The following is a 21,520-nucleotide window of genomic DNA, read 5'->3' as shown; positions in this document are numbered from 1 at the left end:
ACTCGCGGCATTCTGGGGGCGCACGCAAGGGAGTTTCACCATGTACACCCCGCCCGCCTTCCGCATCGACGACCGGCAGAGCCTTTTCGCCGCCATGCACGCCGCCGGCCTCGCCACCCTGGTCACCGCCACGGCCGAGGGGCTGATGGCGACCCCGCTGCCGCTGCTGCTGGACCAGACCGAGGGACCCTTTGGCACGCTCTACGGCCATCTGGCCCGCGCAAATCCGCAAGGGCGGCTGCCCGCAACGGCCGAGGCGCTGGCGATGTTCACCGGCCCCGATGCCTATGTGACACCCTCATGGTACGCCACCAAGCGGGAGACCGGCCGGGTGGTGCCGACCTGGAATTATGTCGCCGTTCACGCCTATGGAACGCTGGAGCTGTTCGACGATGCCGACCGGCTGCTGAACCTGGTCCGGCGCCTGACCGAGCGCCACGAAGCCGGCCGGCCGATGCCCTGGTCGGTGGCCGATGCGCCGGAAGATTTCATCCGCGCCCAGCTGCGCGGCATCGTCGGGCTGCGCCTTCAGATCAGCCGGATCGAGGGCAAGTGCAAGGCCAGCCAGAACCGGCCCGCCGCCGATCGTGAAGGCGTCGCGGCCGGGCTGGCCGCAAGCGACCGCCCGGCGGATCGCGAGATGGCGACGCTGGTTGCCGCCGGCCGCTCATGAAAAAAGCCCCCGGTCTTGCGACCGGGGGCGGCGTGCGGAACGGGCGGCCGGAGGGGATGGAAGGCGGCCGGTCCGTGCCCGCAACCAGGCGTCTGCACCGGGAGGGTGCGGGATCCGGGGCCGGGGCGGAATGCCCGGGCCCACAGGTTTCAGAAATCAGACATAGGGCGCCGACCGGGCGGCAAGGCTGTCGCGGGCAGCGGCATATTCGCGCTTGAAGCGGTCGACCAGCTCGCCCGCCGACAGCACGGCATCGATCGCACCGATGCCCTGACCGCAGCCCCAGATGTCGCGCCAGGCCTTGGACTTGGTATTGCCGCCCGAGCCGAAATTCATCTTGGACGGGTCGCTGACCGGCAGATTGTCGGGGTCGAGACCGGCATTGACGATGCTGGGCTTCAGATAGTTGCCGTGCACGCCGGTGAAGAGATTGGTGTAGACGATATCGCCCGCGCCATGGTCGACGATCGCCTGCTTATAGGCATCGGTCGCATTGGCTTCCTTCGTGGCGATGAAGGCCGAGCCGATATAGGCGAGATCGGCGCCCATCGCCTGCGCCGCCAGGATCGAGGCGCCGTTCGCGATCGAGCCCGACAGCGCCAGCGGCCCGTCGAACCATTTGCGGATTTCCTGGATCAACGCAAAGGGCGACCAGGTACCGGCATGGCCGCCGGCGCCGGCCGACACCGCGATCAGCCCGTCGGCGCCCTTCTCGATCGCCTTGCGGGCGAAGGTGTCGTTGATGATGTCGTGCAGCACCACGCCGCCATAGGAATGGATCGCCTGGTTCAGCTCTTCCCGCGCGCCCAGCGACGAGATCACCACCGGCACCTCGTATTTCACGCACATGTCGATGTCGTGATTGAGGCGGTCGTTGGAGCGATGGACGATCTGGTTCACCGCATAGGGGGCCGAGGGACGGTCGGGGTTTTCCTCGTCCCACTGGCCAAGCTCGTCGCGGATCCGCTTCAGCCAGTCTTCCAGCACCGGACCGGGCCGGGCGTTGAGCGCCGGGAACGAGCCGACGATGCCCGCCTTGCACTGGGCGATCACCAGATCGGGGTTCGACACGATGAACAGCGGCGAGCCGATCACCGGCAATTGCAGGCGGCGTGCGAGGCTGTCGGGCAGGCTCATCTCGAAGCGTCTCCCAGGCGTTGTCCCCCAAGGGCGACCGTCGTTCGATGCGGGCGCCCGTCCTGTCGGTTCAGGTAGTCCGTTCCTTATCGGAACCCTGTATTGACAGAGTGCGTTCCAAATCGGAACCTGTCAAGCGCATCAAGGTCTGGGTCGCCTGGCCCCGATGCACCCCCGTAGACCCTGGGAGAGCCCGCCCGATGCGGTGGAACGAGTTGGACGAGGAGCATTGCTCGATCGCGCGCACCCTCTCGATCATCGGCGATCGCTGGACGCTGCTGATCCTGAGGGAATGCTTCATGCGCGTGCGCCGGTTCGAGTATTTCCAGAACCGGCTGGGCATCACCCGCCATGTCCTGGCCGACCGGCTGCGCAAGCTGGTCGAGGCGGGGCTGCTGGTGCGCGTGCCCTATCAGGAACGGCCGCTGCGCGAGGAATACCGGCTGACGGAAAAGGGGCTCGACATCTACCCGGTGCTGATGTCGATCCTCAGCTGGGGCGATCGCTGGCGCACCGACAGCGAGGGCGTGCCGGTGCTGCACCGCCATCTGGACTGCGGCCACCACTTCCGCCCGGTGGTTTCGTGCTCGGAATGCGGCGAACCGCTGGATCCGCGCCGCGTTACTCCCGAGCCCGGCCCCGGCATCACCGACGAGGCGGCGCTGCGCTATTTCACCTTCGGCCGCCACGGCTCGTCGGGCGCCCTGCCGGCATATCCGCGCCCCACCCCCACAGACGACGACGGGGCGGTGGACTGACCACCGCCCCGTCGGGCAACCACAGAAAATTCACGACCTCAGTGCGGCCTCACCGGCCGGCGACGTTCGCGCACCCGAAGCGGGCCGACCCGGGCTTCGATCGCCGCCGCAACCTCGCGGCGCAGCCCGATCATGAAGGCGGTCTCCGACACCACGAACAGCGGGCCGATCAGCAGGCCGGCGATGTCATCCAGGAAAGCGGGCTTGCGGCCTTCGAAGACATGGCCCACGGCCTGGAAGATCCAGCCGACCACGAACAGGCCAAGCCCCCAGCCCAGCCAGACGCTGGTGCTGCGCTCTGCAAGGGCGTCGCCCGTCACCACGGCTGCCGTCAGCAGCACGGTCATCACCGCGCCGAAGCGCAGATCCAGGCCCAGATACCAGGCGGCAGCCAGCCCCGCCACCACCATGGCCGGATTCAGATGAATGGCGCCCAGATCGAGCGTCGGCCGCGACAGCAGAATCGCGACCGCGACCACGATCATCGGAATACCGATCAGATGAGTTGCCAGATTACGGGCGTCGCGGTGATAGGCGCCATAGCCGGCCAGGCGGTCGACCAGCCGTTCCAGACCCCGCGGCGCCACGGGTTCGATGCTGTACATTGTAACTGCCTCCTCCACTGCCGCCCGCGGTTGCCCCGCCGGTCGCCATTCTTGAGTATCAAGGATATGCCGTCCCGGGGGCCGCGTCGCCAGAGGAAATCTCGATGCAGCATCACCCGAAAGGTGACCCTCTGAAGGGGGTACCGGGAAACCGCGCGCGCAGGTAGTCTGCAAGCAGTCACTCTACCCGTTCGACAAAGCCCGAGGAGACGGCCCGCATGCGCATTGCCATCTGGACCCCCAACGCCCGCGACCTGATCGCCGCTCGTGTCGCTGCGGCCGGGCACGAGCCGGCGGTGGCCCAGAACGGTGAAGACTTCGCCCGCATTCTGGCCGAAGGCGCCGACATGGTGGCGATGATCTCGCAATACTGGTCACCCAAGGTGCGTGATCTGGTGGCCGCGGCGATGCCGCGGCTGAAACTGGTCCAGCTGCTGACCGCCGGTTTCGACCCGCTGGACGCCCATGGCGTGCCCGCCGGGCTGATGGTCGCCAATGCCGGCGGTTCGTATTCGCCGACCGTCGCCGAACATGCCGTCGCCATGATGCTCGCCCTGCTCCGCCGCCTGCCCCAGGCCGGCATCGCCCAGGCGCATCAGAACTGGGATCGGGGCATCCTGCGCGAGATGGGCTCGCTCGAAGGTCGCACCGTCACCATGCTCGGCTTCGGCTCGATCGGTGAAGAGACGGCGAAGCGGCTGAAGCCGTTCGGGGCCCGCATCATCGCGGTCACCCGCAGCGCCCGCCCGCATGATCTGGCCGACGAGGCCGTCCGCATCGACGATCTGGCAGCGGTTCTGCCCCGCAGCGACGTGCTCTATGCCTGCCTGCCGCTGGGCGATGCCACCCGCGGGCTGATCGGGCGCGAGGTGCTGGCGGCCCTGCCCCGCCATGCCCTGGTGATCAACGTCGCCCGCGGGCCGGTGATCGACCAGACCGCCCTGCTCGAAGCCCTGCTCTCGGGTTCGATCGCCGGCGCCGGCATCGACGTCGCCGACCCCGAGCCGCTGCCCGCCGATGCCCCCCTCTGGCGCGCGCCCAATCTGATGATCACCCCCCATGTCGCCGGCGGCGGATCATGCGCCATCGACGAGCGCCTGGCCGCCGTCACCATGACCAACCTCGCCCGCCTTCAGGCGGGCGAGGCGATCCTGCATCCGGTGCGGCCGCGGGTGGGGTGATGCAGGCCGGGACGATCGTTCAGGTCCCGATGCTGGTGACCGACCAGGTCGAGGCCTGGACGCCCGCCCCCGGCACGACCTGAACGGAGCTGCCGCCGGTCACCCGCACTTCCAGCGTCGCCGTGACACCGGCGGCAAGCGTGGTGGCGACGATGCCGCCGATGGCGAGGTCACCGGCCGCGCCGGCCGTGCGGGTGTCGATCATCAGCCGGGTGCCGTCGTCGAGCACCGCCTGCAGCTCCACCGTCTGGCCGGCCGACACGCCCGAGATCAGCAGGGCGGCCGCGATCTGGTAGCGCGCCGTCACGACGGTGACGAAGCGGCCGCCATTCATCTGCTCGCCCGAGGTCCAGGGGCTGGGCCGGTCGTAGATCCGCGTCCAGCTTGCCGCGTCGAGCGCGACCCAGCTGCCGGTCGACAAGGTGAAGGCCGTGCTGAGCCGCTCGGCACCGCCCGTGGCGGTCTCGAACACCCGAATGTCTTCGCCCGCCTGCAGCAGGATCTTGTTGTTGGCGATGGTGGCCCCGGCATCGATGTCGAAGCTGCCGTTGATATAGGTGATCTGGCCGGTGTTCTCGCGGAACCAGGCCGTGGGGCCAAGCCGCAGCGTGGTATGTGCGGTCGATCCGCCCGCCGCCTCGCCGGTCACGAACAGCGCCGAAGAGGTCACCCGCCCGCCGATGTCCACGATGCGCGAACCGGCAGCGACATTGCCGTAGACGTTCAGACGCACGAAGGCACCGGAAAGCACGCTGAAGCGGGTGGTGCCACCATCGGTGACGCTTTCCACCGCAAGACCGGTGCCGCCTTCGGGCATCCGGCTCACGGTGCCGATGATGGTGTTGTAGTAGAAGCTGTCGGCGGTCGAGCCGGCGGCACGGCGGAAACGCAGGCCCCAGCCGCAATCGGTCGCACGGATGCCGATCAGGATGTTGCTCTCGTTGAAACCGCCATCGACATTGACGAAGTCGAAGCCGGTGCCGGCGGGAAGCGCGCGGGTCTCGACATTCTCGACCCGGCTGTGGCGGGCATTGCGGAAGATCAGCCCCGAGGCGCCGGTGGTATCGGTCAGCTGGCCGCCGTCGATCGTCAGCCCCGAGATGCCGGTGCCGTCGACCTGGCCCGACAGCGTCACGCCGGCAGCCGTATTCGCAAGCGTCAGGACCGAAAGCCCCATGCCGTCGCCGATCAGGCGCTTGCCTTCCAGAACATGCATGTCGGCCAGGCTCCAGCTGCCCACGGGGATGCGGACCACATCGGCCACCTCCAGTGCCGCGGCAAGGCCGGGGCTGGCGCTGCCGTCCGCCGCACGGATGAACCAGGGCAGGTCGGCGATCGCCGACCAGATCCGGATCCAGCGCCCGGTCCCGCCCGCCGTCGGCTGAAAGACGGTGCCACGGTCGGGCGTCGCCGTGCTGGCGGCATCCCACTGAAACACACCGCCGCCCCCGTCATTCACCACATTGCGGCCCAGAATCTGCGCGGGCCCCCGCGAACCTGCAGGAATCGCCAGAAGATCCGCCAGCGTATCGACCACGATCATGTCAGCCATGTCTTCGCTCCATCTTTCCGGATGCCGATCCATCCGGAATCACACAGCGAGATTGCCTGCGGACTCCGTCACCGGCACGCGATCATCTGTTGCAACATGTTGCCGCGCGGTCGTGGGATCCTCACGACCAGGATCTGAGCGAAAAACAGGCAAAATGACGAGGAATCGGGCAATCGCATAATTTTTATGCAGACATTCCCGGTTCCGGCCGCATTTTCTGACCAGTTGGTCAGGGTTTCCGCCATCATGCCATGGCAGGGCTGCGTCCGTGCCATGGCACGGCTTTTGCTAACCTTCCGAGCCGCCAGCGCCCCCGGGGAGACGGGGGTGGTGACGCAATGCCCCCGCATGCGCACACGGCGATGACGGCCCGGATCCGGGAGACGTCCGCACCCCCAAAGGGGGGCGGCGGGGATCGGGGGCGAGTCGCCGCAACCGCCAAGCAAAGACAGGGCCGGCGCGCGATGAACGACGCCGGACGGTGGTCCCCGCGTTGTGGAGGCAGTCATGCCACTCGAAAACGTTCCCATCATCGACCTTGCGGGCTATTACGACGGCACGCCCGAAGGCAAGGCGCAGGTCGCCGCCGAGGTCGGCCGCGCCTGCCGCGATATCGGCTTCATGGTCGTGACCGGCCATCAGGTGCCGGCGGATCTGGTCGCCTCCACCTACGACATCTCGCGGCAGTTCTTCGACCTGCCCGAGCCGGTGAAGCGCAAGGTCGCCCAGCCCTCGCCCGATCAGGTCCGCGGCTATAGCGGGCTCTGCGAAGAGGGCCTGTCCTACAGCCTGGACGACCCCACCCCGCCCGACCTGAAAGAGAGCTTCTCGGTCGGCCCGATCGATGTGCCCGCCGACGATCCCTATTTCACCGAGGGATCGGCCGCGGTGCATTTCGCGCCCAATCTCTGGCCGGATGAGGATCTGCCGGCGCTGCGCCCGATCTGGGAGGCCTATTTCAAGAGTCAGGAGACGCTGGCCGCCGATCTGATGCGGCTGTTCGCGCTGGCGCTCGACCTGCCCGAGACCTTCTTCGACGACAAGATCGACCGCCATATCAGCATGTTCCGGGTGCTGAACTATCCCGACCAGAAGGACGAGCCGCTGCCCGGCCAGATGCGGGCCGGCGCCCATTCCGACTATGGCAGCCTGACCATCGTGCGTCAGGAAGACCGGCCGGGCGGGCTGCAGGTGCGCAACAAGCTGGGCGAATGGGTCGACGTGCCCTTCATCCCCGGCTCCTTCGTCGTCAATATCGGCGATCTGATGATGCAGTGGACCAACGACACCTGGATCTCGACCATGCACCGGGTGATCAATCCGCCGCGTGACAAGGCGCTCGACAGTCGGCGCATCTCGCTGGTCTTCTTCCACCAGCCGAATTACGACGCGACGGTGTCGTGCCTGGAAAGCTGCGAAGGCCCCGGCAACCCGGCCCGATACGCGCCCGTCTCGTCCGGCGATCATCTCTACATGAAGTTCACCAAGCAGACCGCCCAGGGCCGCGACGCCGCCTGAGCGGCGGCGCCCCTTGCGCATCCACCCCGAGTCGGAGCGACGCCCGATGGCGCATCTGAGCTATGTGAACGTCTTCGCCCGCGACGTGGTCGCGTTGTCGGGCTTCTATTCCGAGGTCTTCGGCTTCCCCGAAATCGAGGCGATCCGCTCGCCGATCTTCCGGGGGATCGATGCCGGCGGCACCGCGATCGGCTTCAACGCGCTCGACGCCTACGAGCTGCTGAAACTGCAGGATTTCGCCGACACCAGGGGCGTTAAATTCCTGCTCAACATCGATGTCGACACGGTGGACGAGGTCGACGCCATGGTGCCGAAGGCGGTGGAGAAGGGTGCCACGCTGATCAAGGCGCCCTATCGCACCTATTACGACTGGTACCAGGCGGTGCTGCTCGATCCCGAGGGCAATGTCTTCCGGATCAACAAGATGCTCGACTGACCGGCCGCCCTCTCTCATCCCCCCTCTTCTACGATCTTCTCCTCTTCCACGATCTTTCCGAGGATCCGGACACATGCGGATACGCGCAGCCCTGACGGCGGCGATGATGGCGCTCGGCCTGATGTCGGCGGTGCCGGCGCCGGCCGATGCGGCGATGGGCATCAAGGGGGACCCCAAGGTCGCCTTCATCTATATCGCCCCGGTCGGCGATCTGGGCTGGACCTGGGCCCACGACCAGTCGCGCAAGGCGGTCGAAAAGGAACTCGGCGTCCAGACCGCCTATACCGAGAGCATTCCCGAGGTCACCGAGCGGGTGTCGCAGGTGATCGACCGCTATGTCGGGCGCGGTTTCAACATCATCGTCGGCACCGCCTTCGGCTATTCGGATGCCTTCAAGGAAGCCGCCACGCGCCATCCCGAGGTGGTGTTCATGAACGCCGCCGGCTACACCTCGGCACCCAACCTCGCCTCCTATTACGGCAAGTCCTACGAATCGCTCTATCTGGCCGGCATGGCGGCGGGCTATGCCACGAAATCCAACAAGCTGGGCTTCGTCGCCGCCTATCCGCTGGGCCTGGTGCTGTGGAACGCCAATGCCTTCGCGCTGGGCGCGCGCTCGGTCAACCCGGCGGCCGAGGTCGCCGTCTCCTTCACCAACACCTGGTATGATCCGGTGCGGGAAGAGGCCGCCGCCAAGGCGCTGATCGAACAGGGCGCCGACGTCATCGGGCAGCACCAGGACACCCCCGGACCGCAGATCGCGGCCGAACGCGCCGGTGTGAAGTCGATCGGCTACAACGCCGACATGTCGTCCTCGGCCCCCAATGCCCATATCATGGCCGCCACCTGGAACTGGGGCGCTTTCGTGGTGCCGCAGATCAAAAAGGCGATCGCCGGCACCTTCGAGGGCGGCACCTATTTCGAGGGGCTGGAAACCGGCCTGGTCGGCATCTCCGCCTTCACCGGCACGGCGCTGACCGACGACCAGAAGGCGAAGATTCTGGAGACCAAAACCGCCATCGCCGAGGGCAGGCTCGACATCTGGAAGGGGCCGATCAAGGACCAGACCGGCAAGGTCGTGGTCGCAGACGGCGCCACCCTCGATACCGCCCAGCTCTTCGGCATGGATTTCCTGGTCGAGGGCACCTCCGGCACGCTGCCGAAATGACCGCCGCCCCGCCCCGCGCGCGATCGACCGTCTCACCCGCTCCCGCCGCGCCTGCGGTGGGGGCAGAGGCGCTGTCGCTCGCCGGTATCGACAAGGCCTTCGACGGCAAGCCGGCGCTGAAGGCCGCCGGCTTCATCGCCCGTTTCGGCCAGATCCACGCCCTGCTGGGGGAGAACGGGGCCGGCAAATCGACGCTGATGACCGTGGCGACGGGGCTCTACGCCCCCGACCGGGGCCGGGTGGCGGTGGCGGGCGTACCGGTGCCGGGCTTCGACCCCGACATCGCCGCCGGTCTCGGCATCGCCATGGTCCACCAGCATTTCAAGCTGGTGAAGCCGTTCACGGTGGCCGAAAACCTGCGCCTCGCCTGCGCGAAGGCGCTCGCCGGCCTCTCGCGGGCCGAGATCGCCCGCCGGATCGCGGAGGCGGGGGCGGAGGCCGGGCTCGACCTCGATCCCGAGGCCCGCGTCGCCGATCTCTCGGTCGCCGAGATGCAGCGGGTGGAGATCGTCAAGGCGCTGATCACCCGCGCCCGGATCCTGATCCTGGACGAGCCGACCGCGGTTCTGGCCGATGTCGAGGCGGCCTCCCTGCTCGCCACGCTCCGCCGCCTGGCCGACGAGGGCCGGGCGATCGTGCTGATCAGCCACAAGCTGCATGAAATCGCCGCCGTCGCCGACCGGGTGACGGTGATGCGCGCGGGCGAAACGGTCGCCGCCGACCTGCCCGCCGACGGCCTGGGGCCTGCCGAACTTGCCCGGCTGATGGTGGGGGAGCCGGGGCCGGCCATCGCGCCCGCGCCGGCGCGGCCGGGCCAGGTCCGGCTCTATGTCAACGACCTCGCCGGCCGGCGCGATGACGGCGCGCCCATGCTGCATGGCGTGCAGCTGGCCGTGCATGGCGGTGAGATCTACGGCCTTGCCGGCGTCGGCGGCAATGGCCAGACCGAACTGGCCGAAATGATCGCCGGGCTGCGCCGCGCCGATGCCGGCCAGGTGGTGATCGACGGCCATGCCTTCGACCGCCAGCACCCGGCCGCACGCCGGCAGGCGGGGCTGCGCATCGTGCCGGCCGACCGTTTCGCCGCGGCACTTGCCGCCGATCTGCCGGTGGCGCTCAACCTCGCCCTCACCGGGCTTCGCCGCGGCCGCTTCCTGCTCGACCGCAAGGCCCTGGCCGATCGTGCCCGCAAGCTGATCGCGGTCCACGGCGTCGCCGGCGCCACCCCCTGGACCACGGCGCGGCTGCTGTCGGGCGGCAATGCCCAGAAGCTGGTCCTGGCCCGCGAACTGGGTGATCCGGCAACCGCGGTGGTGCTGGCCCATTCGCCCACCCGCGGGCTCGACGTTCGCGCCGCCCAGGCGGTGCGGGCCAGCCTGGTCCGCGCCCGCGATGCCGGCGCCGCCGTGCTGCTGATCAGCGACGATCTGGACGAGATCCTGGCGCTGGCCGACCGGATCGGGGTGATCAACCGTGGCCGCATCGTGGGAGAGCTGCCGGGCGCGGCCGATCGCACCGCCATCGGCGCCCTGATGGTCGGCGATCAAGGAGGCACGGCCCATGGCTGACCTGACCGTTCCCGCCGGCCGCCGGCCGCGCCTGCCCGTCCGGCTGATCGCCACACCGCGCCGCGATGTCCGGCCCCGTCACACCCTGCTCGCCCTCGCCGTCGGGCTGGGGGTCGGGCTCGGCGCCACCGTCGCCATGCTCGCCGCCGCCGGCGTGCCGCCGCGCGACGTGCTGAACGAATTCGTGATCTACACCTTCTTCAGCAGCGAAGGTCTGGCGCTGACCCTGGTCGCGGCCACGCCGCTGATCGTGGTCGGGCTTGCCGCCGCCGCGGCGCTGCGCATCGGCTTCTGGAACATCGGCATCGAGGGCCAGGCCTGGATGGGCGCCGTCTGCGCAACCTGGGTCGCCGTCGCCGATATCGGCAGCCCCGGTGCGCGGCTGATATTGATGGCCCTGGCCGCCATGGCCGGCGGGGCGCTGATGGCCCTGCCGCCGCTGATCCTGAAGCGCCGCCTCGGCGTCAACGAGATCATCACCACCCTGCTGCTGAACTATGTCGCCGCCCTCTTCGTCCAGCATCTGGTCTTCGGGGTCTGGAAGGATCCCGCCTCCAGCTTCCCCTATTCCGAAAGCTTCGAGCCGGGCGTGGAGCGTCTGGCCGGGCTGGGCTGGGGCAAGGTTCATGTCGGGCTGATCGTGGCGCTGGTCCTCGCCGCCCTGCTCTGGCTGGTGGCGGAACGCTCGCGCATCGGCGCCTGGGTGGCCGCGGTCGGGGCCGATGCCCGGGTCGCCTTCGCCTGCGGCCTGCCGGTCGCGGGCGTGATCGCAGGCGCCGTGCTGCTCTCGGGCGCGCTTGCCGGCCTCGGCGGCTTCATGATCGCCGCCGGCCAGGAATACCGCCTGACCCAGGCGCTCGCCACCGGCACCGGCTTCTCGGCCATCGTGATCGCCTTCCTCGCCCGCTTCGGCGTCATCCCGGTGGTGATCGTGGCGATCCTGACCGCCGGTCTCTATGTCGCGGGTGATACCGCCCAGGTCTTCTACCAGCTGCCGCGGGCGGTGGTGCTGCTGATCCAGGGCGTGATCCTGGTCTCGGTGGTCTCGGCCGACATGCTCGCCCGCTATGGCATCCGCCTGCACCGCGTCGGCCCGCATTCCGGAAGAGGGGACCGGCCATGACCGACGGCATCTTCCTGATCAACTGGGCGTCGGCGGCGCTGCCGATGACCATGCCGTTGCTGCTGGCGGCGCTCGGCACCATTCTCGCCGGCCGGGCGGGCGTGCTCAATCTCGGCACCGAGGGCATGATGATGTGCGGCGCACTTGCCGGTGCCGTCGCCTCGCTCGCCACCGGCAGCCCGGTCGCCGGGGCCGCCGCCGCGATCCTGGCCGGGGCCGGCCTCGCCCTGGTCTTCGGCGTCGCCTGCCTGATCTTCAAGGCCGACCAGGTGGTGACCGGCCTCACCCTCGCGGCGCTGGGCGCGGGCATCACCGGGCTTCTGGGCCGCGACTATGCCCAGAAGGGCGTGCCCGGCTTCCCGCGGCTGGAAGATCATGGCCTCGCCCATCTGCCCGGCATCGGCCCGGTTCTCTTCGCCCAGGATGCCCTGCTCTATGCCTGCCTGCCGCTGGCCGCCCTGGTCTGGTGGTATCTCGCCCGCACCGATGGCGGGCTGAAGCTGCGGGCGGTGGGCGAGGCGCCGGATGCCGCCGATGCGGCGGGTGTGCCGGTCACCGCCACCCGGATGGGCGCAGTGCTGGCCGGCGGTGCGCTTTCGGGCCTGGCCGGCGGCTATCTGGCGCTGGCCGGCAGCCGGATGTGGATCGAGGGCATGACCAACGGCCGCGGCTGGATCGCGATCGCCGTGGTCATCCTGGCGCGCTGGAACCCGGTCGCGGCGATCGGCGGCGCGCTGCTCTTCGGTGCGGTCGATGCGCTGGTGCCCCGGCTGCAGGCCGCCGGTGTGGCGGTGCCCACCTTCATCCTGTTCATGGCCCCCTATCTCGCCGCCCTGGTGGTGCTGGTTGCCACCGCCATCCTGCGCCGCGACGGCGCCATGGGGCCGGCCGCCCTGGGCCGCCCCTATTCGCGCGAGGACAGACATTGACGCAAGGGCCGGTATTGAGGCCGGGCGGCCGGCGCCGTCACAGGCTCTTCCCTTGATACCGGCGCCGCCGCACCCGATCTTGCCTGATCATATGGCGAGAACGGAGACGAGCCCCGTGCCCTACCCCGAGACCACCGGCCGGGCGACCGGCAGCCGCCCGCTGGAGCAGGCACCGGCCGCGCCGCTCCAGCCCTTCCGCGACCCCGTGGCGGCGGTGGACCGGCTGGTCGAGCTGTTCGAACGTAACACCCGCTGGCTGCGCGAGGCCTTCGCCCGGCTGCTCGACGGCAGCCTGGGCGAGGTACGGGTGCGCGCCTTCTACCCCCAGATCCGCCTGGTCACCGACAGCCATACCAGGGTCGACAGCCGGCTCTCCTATGGCTTCGTCTCGGGGCCGGGGGTGCATGCCACCACCATCACCCGCCCCGACCTGTTCCGGCGCTATCTCACCGAACAGATCTCGCTGCTGATCCGCAATCACGACGTGCCGGTGCTGATCGGCGATTCGGCCGTGCCCATTCCGCTGCATTTCGCCTTCTGGGACGGCACATATGTCGAGGGCGCCGCGGCGCTGCGCATCGACCGGCCGCTGGCCGACATCTTCGACCTGCCGGATCTGAAGCTGATGGACGACGCCATCGCCAACGGCACCTACGAGGCGGCGGACGGGGTGATGCCGCTCGCCCCGTTCACGGCCCCCCGGGTCGACTATTCGCTGCACCGCCTGCAGCACTATTCCGCCACCGCGGCGGAGCATTTCCAGAATTTCATCGTCTTCACCAACTACCAGTTCTATGTCGACGAATTCTGCCGCATGGCGTCGGGCCTGCTCGCCGATGCCCGCAGCGGTTATGAAAGCTTCGTGGCCCCGGGCAATCTCGTCACCCGTGCGGGCGAAACCGGCCGCGGCCTCGCCCTGCCCGACGGCAAGCTGCCGCAGATGCCGGCCTATCACCTCACCCGGCCCGACCAGTCCGGCATCACCCTGGTCAATATCGGCGTCGGCCCTTCCAACGCCAAAACCATCACCGACCATGTGGCGGTGCTGCGCCCCCATGCCTGGCTGATGCTGGGCCATTGCGCCGGCCTCCGCAACAGCCAGCGGCTGGGCGATTACGTGCTCGCCCATGGCTATGTCCGCGACGATCATGTTCTGGACCACGACCTGCCGGTCTGGGTGCCGATCCCGCCGCTGGCCGAGATTCAGGTGGCGCTGGAACATGCCGTGGCCGATGTCACCGGCCTCGACGGCTATGATCTGAAACAGGTGATGCGCACCGGCACCGTCGCCTCGATCGACAACCGCAACTGGGAACTCTGGAACCAGAGCGCCCTGGTCCAGCGCTTCTCGCAATCGCGCGCCATCGCGCTCGACATGGAATCGGCCACCATCGCCGCCAACGGCTTCCGCTTCCGCGTACCCTACGGCACCCTGCTCTGCGTTTCGGACAAGCCGCTCCATGGCGAGCTGAAGCTGCCCGGCATGGCCACCGATTTCTACAAACGCCAGGTCGCCCAGCATCTGGAAATCGGCATCCGGGCCATGGAGGCGCTCCGCGCGATGCCACGCGAACGCCTGCATTCCCGCAAGCTGCGCAGCTTCACCGAAACCGCATTTCAGTAGGGCACCAGATCGGGGTCTCGCGGGTTGTACCTCGGGGCATGCATCGACATATGAGAGGTGCGCCCCCGAACAGGAGGACCCTATGACCAACCGGAAATCCCCCGCCGACGAGGCGGACGAGACCGCCGCCCGGGCCCATACCGACGAGCGCCTGGACGAGGCGCTTGAGGAAAGCTTCCCCGCCAGCGACCCGCCGTCCCAGACCGAGCCCGGCAATGCCCGCATCGACGACGACCCCGCCGAAGATGCGGAGACGGAAGCCGAAGAGCATGAAGAGGAACGGATCGACGAAGCCCTGGATGAGAGCTTCCCGGCCAGCGACCCGCCCTCGCATTCGGACCCCAATTCCGGTGTGACCCGCAACCGCAAGCCGGCCCCGCCGCCGGAACCGGCCCGCTGACCCCACCCGCCCCACCCCGGCGGGGGCCATCGCCGCCGCCCGCGCGGCGGGTCCCCGCCCTTGTGGGGGCTGAACCTGTTTGACCTTTTGTCACGCACAGCTTGGCATGAATGGCAGGCTTTGACGCCCGCGGATCATCGCCCATGGCGGGAGGAAGTACCATGTCGGGAGGAAGCATCGCCCCCCTGAGCGACCGTCTTGAGATTGACGGCGAGACGGCGACCGTCACCCTCGATCCCGAGACCCGGATGCTGCGCGGTGCATTCGTCGGCCTGAGCGGTGGCGCCGATTTCTACGCGACGAATATCCCCGACCTGATCGAGGAAGGCCGCAGATCGCTGGCCGTCTATCTCGGCCTCTGCCGCGAAAAGGGCATCGAGCCGCGCCCCAAAGTCGCATGACTGGCGGTCCCCCATACCGGGCGGTAGCATGGCAGGCATCCCGTCCACCTGGCCTAAGGATGCGCGCCCATGACCTCCCCGCCGCTCCGCCCCGAGATTGCCGGCCGTGACGGCCGACCGCTGCCGGTTCTGATCGACCTGCCGGAAGAGGGTACGGTCACCGCCGGCTGGGCGATCTTCGCCCATTGCTTCACCTGCTCTGCCGCCAGCACCGCGGCCACCCGGATTGCACGCGGGCTGGCGGCGGAAGGCTTCGGCGTGCTCAGGGTCGATTTCACCGGCAGCGGCGAGGGCTGCGAGCCGCCGGCGCCTGATTTCGCCGCCGATGTCGAAGACATCATCCTCGCCGCCGGCTGGCTGGAGCGGAACTACGCGGCGCCAGTGCTGCTGATCGGCCACAGCCTGGGCGGCACCGCGGTGCTGGCCGCTTCCCCCCGGCTGGCCGCCGTGCGCGCCGTCGCCACCATCGGTGCGCCGTCCGCCCCCGAGCACATCCTGCACCATCTGGGCCGCGCCGCCGACGACGCGCTGGACGACGGCCGCGCGGTGCTGCCGCTGGGCTCGGGCACCATCACCGTCACCCGCGATTTCGTTCAGGGCGTGCGCGAGACCGATGTGCTGCGCGGCCTTGGCCGGCTGCACAAGGCGCTGCTGGTGATGCATGCGCCCTTCGATCAGATCGTCGGCATCGACGAGGCGACCCGGATCTTCGTCGCCGCCCGCCATCCCAAAAGCTTCGTGTCGCTCGACACCGCCGACCATCTGCTGAACGGCGCCGCCGATGCCGCCTATGCCGCAGGCGTCATCGCCGCCTGGGCCGCGCGCTACACCCGCGACGACCAGGCCGGCCATCGCCACGGCGCCCGGGCCGGCGCGCCCGATGCACGTGCGGTCGATGCCGCCACCGCGGCCGGCGCGCCACCGCCGGAAGGCAAGGTGGTGGTGGCAGAGAACGGCCGGGGCAAACTCGGCAACACCGTCCGGGTCGGCCGCCATATCCAGCTGGCCGACGAGCCGGTGGCGGTGGGCGGCCAGGATGGTGGGCCTGCCCCTTACGATTATCTGCTCGCCGGCCTTGGTGCCTGCACCTCGATGACCATCCGCATGTATGCCGATCGCAAGGGCTGGCCGCTCGCCCGTGTGACCGTCACCCTTGCGCATGCCAAGGTCCATGCCCGAGACTGCGCCGAGTGCGAAACCCGCGAGGGCAAGATCGACGTGATCGACCGCGAGATCCGTCTCGACGGTCCACTCGACGACGACCAGCGCGCCAAGCTGATGGAGATTGCCGACAAATGCCCGGTTCATCGGACGCTGCATTCAGAGATCATGGTTCGGACGCGCGCGGTGACGGCGTGATCCCCGAGGCCTTCGCCGATGCCGGCTTCACGGTCGAGCGGCTGGGCATGGACGATGGCTTTGCCCTCACCCTGGCCCGGATCGGCCCGCGTTTCGCCGAAAGCGGCCGCCGGCCGGTGATCCTGGGCCATGGCGTCGGCTTCGCCACCCTGGCCTGTCGCGGCCTGTGGCAGACGCTGTCGCGGGATCGCGAGGTGGTGGCGGTGGACCTGCGCGGCCACGGCCTGAACGCCGCCGGCATCGAGGTCACCCCGCCCCAGGCCCGGCTTGCCGCCGACCAGGCCGCCATCGCCCGCCATCTCGCGACGGAAGCCGGCACGCCGCCGGACGCGCTGTTCCATTCCTATTCGGGCGTGCTGTCGCTGCATGCCGAACAGGCGGAAGGCCGGCTCTACCATCGCCGGGTGTTCATGGAGCCGCCGCTGATTCCGGCCGGCGACATGGAGGGGGCCACCGAGGCCGCCGCCGGGCGCGACTTCCTGGCCGAGCGGGTCAAACGCCGCAAGGACCGTTTTGCCAGCCGCGCGGATTTCGCCCGCATCTTCCGCGAGCGGCCGGAATTTGCCTGGATGGAGCCGGGCGCGCCCGACGACCTGGCCGCCGCCGTGCTGGTCCCGGCGGAGGATGGCGGGTTCCGCCTGGCCTGTCCGCCCGTGGTCGAGAGCGGTTTCTATGCCGGCAACACCCCGGAAGGGCTCTGGGATCTGCTCGCCCGGGCGAAGCGGCAACCGGGTCTCATCGCCCCCAGCCTGATGATCGCCGGTCGCCGGCCCGAGGGCATCGCGGCCGATCCCTTCACCGCCGCCATCGCCTCTGTCGCCGCCCGGGCCGCGGGGTTCGACCTGCTTCAGCTGGCCGACATCACCCACATGCTGCCGATGGAACGCTCCGGCTTCATCGCCGCCGCCGCCGCCGCCTTCTTCGACGAGCCGGCCACCAGGGAGGCATCAGTCGGCGGATAACGGATGACGGTTTTGAGACTCTGACTGACAGATATTGAAATCTGTCATTATCAGGCGCATCCTCTCTTCACACCCCGATGAAGAGAGGATGGCGTCATGCCTGTCTCCGTTCCTGCCCACACCTTCACCGGCACCACCGGCCGGCTGGACGATCCGATGACCCTGCCGGCACTCGGCCTCGGCTGCATGGGCATGTCCGATGCCTATGGTCCGGCCGATCGCGACGAGAGCATCGCGACCATTCATGCCGCGCTCGATGCGGGCATCTTCCTGCTCGATACCGGCGACTTCTACGGCCAGGGCCACAACGAACTGCTGATCCGCGAGGCGTTGTGGAGCCGGCGGCGCGAGGATGTGTTCATCGCGGTCAAGTTCGGCGCGCTGCGCGACCCCGAGGGCCGCTTCCTGGGATTCGACAGCCGCCCGGCCGCGGTGAAGAACGCGCTTGCCTATACCCTGAAGCGGCTGGGCACCGATTACGTCGATCTCTACCAGCCGGCCCGGCTCGACCCGGCGGTGCCGATCGAGGACACGGTCGGCGCCGTCGCCGAGATGATCGAGGCCGGTTATGTCCGCCATCTGGGCCTCTCGGAAGTCAGTGCCCGAACCCTGGAGCGCGCGGCCGCCGTGCATCCTGTGCGCTGGCTGCAGATCGAATATTCGGTGCTCGACCGGGGCATCGAAGCCTCGATCCTGCCCGCCGCCCGCCGGCTCGGCACGGTGATCAGCGCCTATGGCGTGCTCGGCCGCGGCCTGCTCTCCAGCGACTGGGCGGCACGCAGGGCGCTGGCGGTGGGGGATTACCGCGCCCATCTGCCACGTTTCTCGGGCGACAATCTGGAACGCAATCTGGCGCTCACCGGCGTGCTGCACGACATCGCGGCGGAACGCGAGGTGACCGCCACCCAGATCGCCATCGCCTGGGTGGCGGCCCAGGGCCCGGATATCGTGCCGCTGATCGGCGCCCGCCGGCGTCACCAGCTTGCCGAAGCAATCGGAGCGCTCGACATCCGGCTCTCATCCGGCGATCTTGCCCGGATCCGTGATGCCATCCCGGCCGACGCCACGGCCGGGACGCGCTACACGCCTGAACAGATGCGGATGCTGGACAGCGAGACCGGGGCCGTCTGACGCCCCGGCCCCCAGGGGAGAGACGGATTGGCCGACGGCGCGCTCACGCCCGAACAGATCCTGGACACGGCGGAGGATGTCCTCCGCCGGTTCGGGCTTCAGAAGACCACGGTCGTCGACGTGGCCCGTGCGCTCGGCGTCAGCCATGGCAGCATCTATCGCCATTTCCCCAGCAAAACCGCCCTGCGTGAGGCGGTGGCCGCCCGCTGGCTCGCCCGCGTCTCGGAGCCGCTGGCCGAGATTGCCGCAGAGACCGGCCCGGCCCTGCCGCGCCTGCGGCGCTGGCTCGAACGGCTGATCCGGATCAAGCGCGGCAAGGTGCTTGAAGATCCTGAGCTTTTTGCGGTCTATCATGCACTGGCCGGCGAGGCCGATGCCGTGGTTCAGGACCATGTCGGCAAGCTGGTCGACCAGATATCGCGCATATTGAGCGACGGCATGGTCACCGGAGAGGTGCGGTTCAACGATCCGCGGGCCACGGCCTGGGCGGTGCTGCGGACCACCATGGTCTTTCATCATCCGGCCCATGTCGGCCACTGGTCGCTGCCCGAGGCCGAGGTCGAACGGGCCTTCGACGACATTTTCGACCTGATCACCCGCGGCCTCGCCCCGCCGGAGGCCTGATCTTGCGGCGATATTCTGCGAATCACTATCATTCTCATAATTTGATCTGCTAGTCTGACGGCATCCCGCAACCGTCGGATCCGCCAGCCATGACCGACCATCCTGCCCTTGTTCTCCCCGCCGCTGCCGGCCCTGCGCGCACCGGCTTGCGCGCCGGCAGCGAATTCCGCGTGGGGCCGCGCCTGCTCGACCGGCTGTCGACCGGCCGTGCCGGCTGGCAGGATCATGCGCTGGCGGTGGGCGGCGGTGCCGTGCGTTTCCGGACCGCACGCCCCGGCCCCGGCATCACGCTGACGACCAGCACCTGCCGGCTGGACGCCGACTATCGCTCGCGGATCGATCATGGCGGCGCGGTCGGCGTGCTCGCCTTCGGCCTGTCGGGCACCAGCCTGTTCGGCTGCGGCCGCCCCGACCTGACGCATCAGGTACAGGCCGGGGATGTCTGGCTGTTCCGTCTGGACGACGCCCCGATCAGCCGCCTGACCCCCGCCCAGGACCAGGCCTGCATGCTCGCGGTCAAGTTCGACCTCGACCGCGTCGCCGCGGTCCTGGCCGAAGCGGGGATCGCCTGCAAGGGCACCGGCGCCCGCCGCCTGGGCCGGGTCGGGACCCGCACGACGCTCTCCGCCCTCACCGGCAATCCGCTCGCCACGGCCATCGATCGGCTCAGGGCCGAAAGCACGGCGCTCGGCCTGCTCGCCGACTGGCTGGGGCCCGGACATGCCCCCGAGCCGCCGGGCGGCCTGCTCGCCCCCGAAGACCGCCGCGCGGTCGCCCGGGTCGCCGACCGGCTGCTGGCCGACATGGCCGAACCGCCATCGCTCGACGAACTGGCAGCCTTGGCCGGCATGAGCCATGTCCGCCTCAACCGCTGTTTCCGCAAGGCCTATGGCGCCACGGTCTTCGCCTGGCTGCGCGACCGCCGGCTGGACCAGGCCCGCCTTGCGCTGGAACGGGGCGAGGCCAGCGTCACCGAAATCGCCTTCCTGTGCGGCTTCAGCAGCTCCAGCCATTTCGCCGCCGCCTTCCGCGCCCGCCACGGCACCAGCCCGGCGGCCTTCCGGCGCGGATAGAAGGCGTCTCCCCCGTCCCCGCCACCCTTTCGCCAGATGACGGCGCGCAGCTTCCGGACAGGGCATGGTCTCCCCTCCGACCGCCCATCCGGAGCCCCGTGCGCCCATGTCGACCCGTCCAGCCGTCGCCGCCCTGCTTGCCGCCCTTACCGCAAACGGGGCCGGCCATGCCTTCCTGCTGATCACCCTGCCGCCGCTCGGCCGTGCCCGCGGCTTCGGCGATCTTGAAACCGGGCTGCTGCTCGGCCTCTCGGCCCTGCTGATGGTGGTGGCAGGGCCCGTCTGGGGCCATGTCGCCGACCGGATCGGCCGCCGGCCGGTGCTGGTGGCGGGGCTTGCCGCCGCCGCCCTCTTCCCCGCCCTCCTCGCCTGGACCCTCGATGCCCTCGATGGCGGCCGGCTCGATGCCGGCCGCGCCTATGGCCTGCTGCTCGCGGCACGGCTGGTTCAGGCCGCCATATCGGCCGGGATCATGCCCGCCGCCCAGGGCTTTCTGGCCGATGTCACCGCCCGCGACCGCCGGGCCGGCGGCATGGGGATGATGGGGGCCGCCTTCGGCCTGGGCTCGATTCTGGGCGGCATGACCGCCTGGCGGCTGGGCGGCGCATCGCCGGCCGTGGCGCTGCTGGTCCTTTCGGCCGCCATCGCCGCCGGCACGCTTCTGGTGGCGCTGGTGCTGCGGGCGACGGCACGGCCGGTATCCACGGCCACCACCGCCACGCCGCGCCCGCCGCTCGGCCGGCTTCTGCCCTTCCTTGCCATAACCTTCGCCGGCCTTGCCGCCTATGCCCAGCTTCAGCAGGTAACGGCGCTCCGCCTCCAGGATCAGTTCGGCCTCGCCCCCGCCGCCTCCATCGAACGCGGCGGTGCGCTCCTCGCCCTGACCACCCTCGCCATGGTCGCGACGCAGGGTCTGGTGATCGGCCGGCTGGGCTGGGCCCCGGCCCGTCTGGTGCGCAGGGGGGCCGTGCTCGCCCTCCTCGCCATGGCCATGGCGGCGGCCGCACCTGCCATCCTCTGGCTCCAGATCGCGATGGTCCTGCTCGGTGCCGGCTTCGGCCTGCTGCTGCCCGGCAATCTCGCCGGGCTCAGCCTGGCCACGCCCGCGGGCGCCCAGGCCCGCGCCGCCGGCATCAACGGCATGGCCCAGGGCCTCGCCATGGCGGCAGGGCCGATGCTCGGCGCCATGCTGCACCAGTTCTCCCCCACCGCGCCCTGGTGGGCGGGGGCGGTCCTGCTCGCCGTCATCGCCGGGATCGCCTTCCGGCGCCGGTCCGAGGCTTTCGCCGGATGACGGT

21 protein-coding genes are annotated in these 21,520 nt (G+C 69.4%); 18 read left to right on the top strand and 3 right to left on the bottom strand.

All coding sequences use genetic code 11. The features are described 5' to 3' along the window. The first annotated feature begins 40 nt into the window (after nt 1-40). Complete coding sequence (locus P7L68_RS10505; protein ID WP_372004969.1) at nt 41-673, top strand: FMN-binding negative transcriptional regulator; 633 nt, start codon at nt 41-43, stop codon at nt 671-673. 156 nt (nt 674-829) lie between these two features. Here the strand turns inward: P7L68_RS10505 and P7L68_RS10500 are convergent, their stop codons facing one another. Next, the gene (locus P7L68_RS10500; RefSeq protein WP_372004966.1) at nt 830-1,810 is read right to left on the bottom strand and encodes an NAD(P)H-dependent flavin oxidoreductase; all 981 of its coding nucleotides are present in this window, start codon (nt 1,808-1,810) and stop codon (nt 830-832) included. 200 nt (nt 1,811-2,010) lie between these two features. On the opposite strand from P7L68_RS10500, the gene P7L68_RS10495 reads away from it, so the two are divergent. Then, a complete protein-coding gene (locus P7L68_RS10495) occupies nt 2,011-2,568 on the top strand; it encodes a winged helix-turn-helix transcriptional regulator (RefSeq protein WP_372004963.1) in 558 nt (185 codons plus the stop codon). 38 nt (nt 2,569-2,606) lie between these two features. Here the strand turns inward: P7L68_RS10495 and P7L68_RS10490 are convergent, their stop codons facing one another. After that, nucleotides 2,607-3,140 (bottom strand): DUF962 domain-containing protein, encoded by a 534-nt coding sequence (locus P7L68_RS10490; RefSeq protein WP_372006814.1) that lies wholly within the window; start codon nt 3,138-3,140, stop codon nt 2,607-2,609. Nucleotides 3,141-3,391: 251 nt separating this feature from the next. Here P7L68_RS10490 and P7L68_RS10485 point away from each other — a divergent pair, with 251 nt between their 5' ends. Beyond that, nucleotides 3,392-4,354, top strand: a complete 963-nt coding sequence (locus tag P7L68_RS10485) for a D-2-hydroxyacid dehydrogenase (protein ID WP_372004961.1) — start codon at nt 3,392-3,394, stop codon at nt 4,352-4,354. A gap of 19 nt (nt 4,355-4,373) precedes the next feature. Here P7L68_RS10485 and P7L68_RS10480 read toward each other — a convergent pair whose 3' ends face one another. Next, nucleotides 4,374-5,906 (bottom strand): hypothetical protein, encoded by a 1,533-nt coding sequence (locus tag P7L68_RS10480; protein WP_372004958.1) that lies wholly within the window; start codon nt 5,904-5,906, stop codon nt 4,374-4,376. Between the two features lie 507 nt (nt 5,907-6,413). On the opposite strand from P7L68_RS10480, the gene P7L68_RS10475 reads away from it, so the two are divergent. The 15 genes from P7L68_RS10475 to P7L68_RS10405 all read left to right on the top strand — a co-directional run bounded on the left by P7L68_RS10475 (nt 6,414) and on the right by P7L68_RS10405 (nt 21,516). Then, complete coding sequence (locus P7L68_RS10475; protein WP_372004955.1) at nt 6,414-7,424, top strand: isopenicillin N synthase family dioxygenase; 1,011 nt, start codon at nt 6,414-6,416, stop codon at nt 7,422-7,424. 46 nt (nt 7,425-7,470) lie between these two features. Further along, nucleotides 7,471-7,860, top strand: coding sequence for a VOC family protein (locus P7L68_RS10470; RefSeq protein WP_372004952.1), 390 nt, complete (start codon nt 7,471-7,473; stop codon nt 7,858-7,860). Between the two features lie 73 nt (nt 7,861-7,933). After that, the gene (locus P7L68_RS10465; protein ID WP_372004950.1) at nt 7,934-9,028 is read left to right on the top strand and encodes a BMP family ABC transporter substrate-binding protein; all 1,095 of its coding nucleotides are present in this window, start codon (nt 7,934-7,936) and stop codon (nt 9,026-9,028) included. Next, nucleotides 9,025-10,596, top strand: a complete 1,572-nt coding sequence (locus P7L68_RS10460; protein ID WP_372004948.1) for an ABC transporter ATP-binding protein — start codon at nt 9,025-9,027, stop codon at nt 10,594-10,596. Before P7L68_RS10465 ends, P7L68_RS10460 begins: the two co-directional genes overlap by 4 nt. Beyond that, a complete protein-coding gene (locus P7L68_RS10455) occupies nt 10,589-11,719 on the top strand; it encodes an ABC transporter permease (RefSeq protein WP_372004945.1) in 1,131 nt (376 codons plus the stop codon). Before P7L68_RS10460 ends, P7L68_RS10455 begins: the two co-directional genes overlap by 8 nt. Then, nucleotides 11,716-12,648 carry an ABC transporter permease gene (locus tag P7L68_RS10450; protein ID WP_372004943.1) on the top strand — a complete coding sequence of 311 codons (933 nt, stop codon included), beginning with the start codon at nt 11,716-11,718 and terminating at the stop codon, nt 12,646-12,648. Before P7L68_RS10455 ends, P7L68_RS10450 begins: the two co-directional genes overlap by 4 nt. 91 nt (nt 12,649-12,739) lie before the next feature. After that, nucleotides 12,740-14,272 (top strand): AMP nucleosidase, encoded by a 1,533-nt coding sequence (locus P7L68_RS10445; RefSeq protein ID WP_372004941.1) that lies wholly within the window; start codon nt 12,740-12,742, stop codon nt 14,270-14,272. An 82-nt stretch (nt 14,273-14,354) separates the two neighbouring features. Beyond that, the gene (locus tag P7L68_RS10440; protein WP_372004939.1) at nt 14,355-14,672 is read left to right on the top strand and encodes a hypothetical protein; all 318 of its coding nucleotides are present in this window, start codon (nt 14,355-14,357) and stop codon (nt 14,670-14,672) included. A 161-nt stretch (nt 14,673-14,833) separates the two neighbouring features. After that, nucleotides 14,834-15,073, top strand: coding sequence for a type II toxin-antitoxin system HicB family antitoxin (locus tag P7L68_RS10435; protein ID WP_372004936.1), 240 nt, complete (start codon nt 14,834-14,836; stop codon nt 15,071-15,073). 69 nt (nt 15,074-15,142) lie between these two features. Beyond that, the gene (locus P7L68_RS10430) at nt 15,143-16,432 is read left to right on the top strand and encodes an alpha/beta fold hydrolase (RefSeq protein WP_372004934.1); all 1,290 of its coding nucleotides are present in this window, start codon (nt 15,143-15,145) and stop codon (nt 16,430-16,432) included. Next, complete coding sequence (locus tag P7L68_RS10425) at nt 16,429-17,394, top strand: alpha/beta fold hydrolase (RefSeq protein ID WP_372004931.1); 966 nt, start codon at nt 16,429-16,431, stop codon at nt 17,392-17,394. The genes P7L68_RS10430 and P7L68_RS10425 overlap by 4 nt, the downstream gene beginning before the upstream one ends. A 96-nt stretch (nt 17,395-17,490) precedes the next feature. Beyond that, complete coding sequence (locus tag P7L68_RS10420) at nt 17,491-18,525, top strand: aldo/keto reductase (RefSeq protein WP_372004928.1); 1,035 nt, start codon at nt 17,491-17,493, stop codon at nt 18,523-18,525. A 27-nt stretch (nt 18,526-18,552) separates the two neighbouring features. Continuing rightward, nucleotides 18,553-19,149, top strand: a complete 597-nt coding sequence (locus tag P7L68_RS10415; protein ID WP_372004924.1) for a TetR/AcrR family transcriptional regulator — start codon at nt 18,553-18,555, stop codon at nt 19,147-19,149. An 89-nt stretch (nt 19,150-19,238) separates the two neighbouring features. Next, nucleotides 19,239-20,222, top strand: coding sequence for a helix-turn-helix transcriptional regulator (locus P7L68_RS10410; protein WP_372004921.1), 984 nt, complete (start codon nt 19,239-19,241; stop codon nt 20,220-20,222). A 106-nt stretch (nt 20,223-20,328) separates the two neighbouring features. Next, nucleotides 20,329-21,516: an MFS transporter gene (locus tag P7L68_RS10405; RefSeq protein ID WP_372004918.1), complete on the top strand. Its 1,188-nt coding sequence runs from the start codon at nt 20,329-20,331 to the stop codon at nt 21,514-21,516. Nucleotides 21,517-21,520: the final 4 nt, after the last annotated feature.

Origin of the sequence: Tistrella mobilis, assembly GCF_041468085.1 — a bacterium.
GTDB lineage: Bacteria > Pseudomonadota > Alphaproteobacteria > Tistrellales > Tistrellaceae > Tistrella > Tistrella mobilis_A.
This window is presented reverse-complemented; position numbering and strand designations above follow the sequence as displayed.

What these genes read in the sequence shown, in the direction of transcription:
- P7L68_RS10470 (WP_372004952.1), top strand. Translation starts at nt 7,471, where the DNA reads ATGGCGCATCTGAGCTATGTGAACGTCTTCGCCCGCGACGTGGTCGCG.
- P7L68_RS10445 (WP_372004941.1), top strand. Translation starts at nt 12,740, where the DNA reads ATGGCGAGAACGGAGACGAGCCCCGTGCCCTACCCCGAGACCACCGGC.
- P7L68_RS10485 (WP_372004961.1), top strand. Translation starts at nt 3,392, where the DNA reads ATGCGCATTGCCATCTGGACCCCCAACGCCCGCGACCTGATCGCCGCT.
- P7L68_RS10465 (WP_372004950.1), top strand. Translation starts at nt 7,934, where the DNA reads ATGCGGATACGCGCAGCCCTGACGGCGGCGATGATGGCGCTCGGCCTG.
- P7L68_RS10420 (WP_372004928.1), top strand. Translation starts at nt 17,491, where the DNA reads ATGCCTGTCTCCGTTCCTGCCCACACCTTCACCGGCACCACCGGCCGG.
- P7L68_RS10460 (WP_372004948.1), top strand. Translation starts at nt 9,025, where the DNA reads ATGACCGCCGCCCCGCCCCGCGCGCGATCGACCGTCTCACCCGCTCCC.
- P7L68_RS10495 (WP_372004963.1), top strand. Translation starts at nt 2,011, where the DNA reads ATGCGGTGGAACGAGTTGGACGAGGAGCATTGCTCGATCGCGCGCACC.
- P7L68_RS10440 (WP_372004939.1), top strand. Translation starts at nt 14,355, where the DNA reads ATGACCAACCGGAAATCCCCCGCCGACGAGGCGGACGAGACCGCCGCC.
- P7L68_RS10455 (WP_372004945.1), top strand. Translation starts at nt 10,589, where the DNA reads ATGGCTGACCTGACCGTTCCCGCCGGCCGCCGGCCGCGCCTGCCCGTC.
- P7L68_RS10505 (WP_372004969.1), top strand. Translation starts at nt 41, where the DNA reads ATGTACACCCCGCCCGCCTTCCGCATCGACGACCGGCAGAGCCTTTTC.
- P7L68_RS10435 (WP_372004936.1), top strand. Translation starts at nt 14,834, where the DNA reads ATGTCGGGAGGAAGCATCGCCCCCCTGAGCGACCGTCTTGAGATTGAC.
- P7L68_RS10430 (WP_372004934.1), top strand. Translation starts at nt 15,143, where the DNA reads ATGACCTCCCCGCCGCTCCGCCCCGAGATTGCCGGCCGTGACGGCCGA.
- P7L68_RS10450 (WP_372004943.1), top strand. Translation starts at nt 11,716, where the DNA reads ATGACCGACGGCATCTTCCTGATCAACTGGGCGTCGGCGGCGCTGCCG.
- P7L68_RS10405 (WP_372004918.1), top strand. Translation starts at nt 20,329, where the DNA reads ATGTCGACCCGTCCAGCCGTCGCCGCCCTGCTTGCCGCCCTTACCGCA.
- P7L68_RS10500 (WP_372004966.1), bottom strand. Translation starts at nt 1,810, where the DNA reads ATGAGCCTGCCCGACAGCCTCGCACGCCGCCTGCAATTGCCGGTGATC.
- P7L68_RS10475 (WP_372004955.1), top strand. Translation starts at nt 6,414, where the DNA reads ATGCCACTCGAAAACGTTCCCATCATCGACCTTGCGGGCTATTACGAC.
- P7L68_RS10410 (WP_372004921.1), top strand. Translation starts at nt 19,239, where the DNA reads ATGACCGACCATCCTGCCCTTGTTCTCCCCGCCGCTGCCGGCCCTGCG.
- P7L68_RS10480 (WP_372004958.1), bottom strand. Translation starts at nt 5,906, where the DNA reads ATGGCTGACATGATCGTGGTCGATACGCTGGCGGATCTTCTGGCGATT.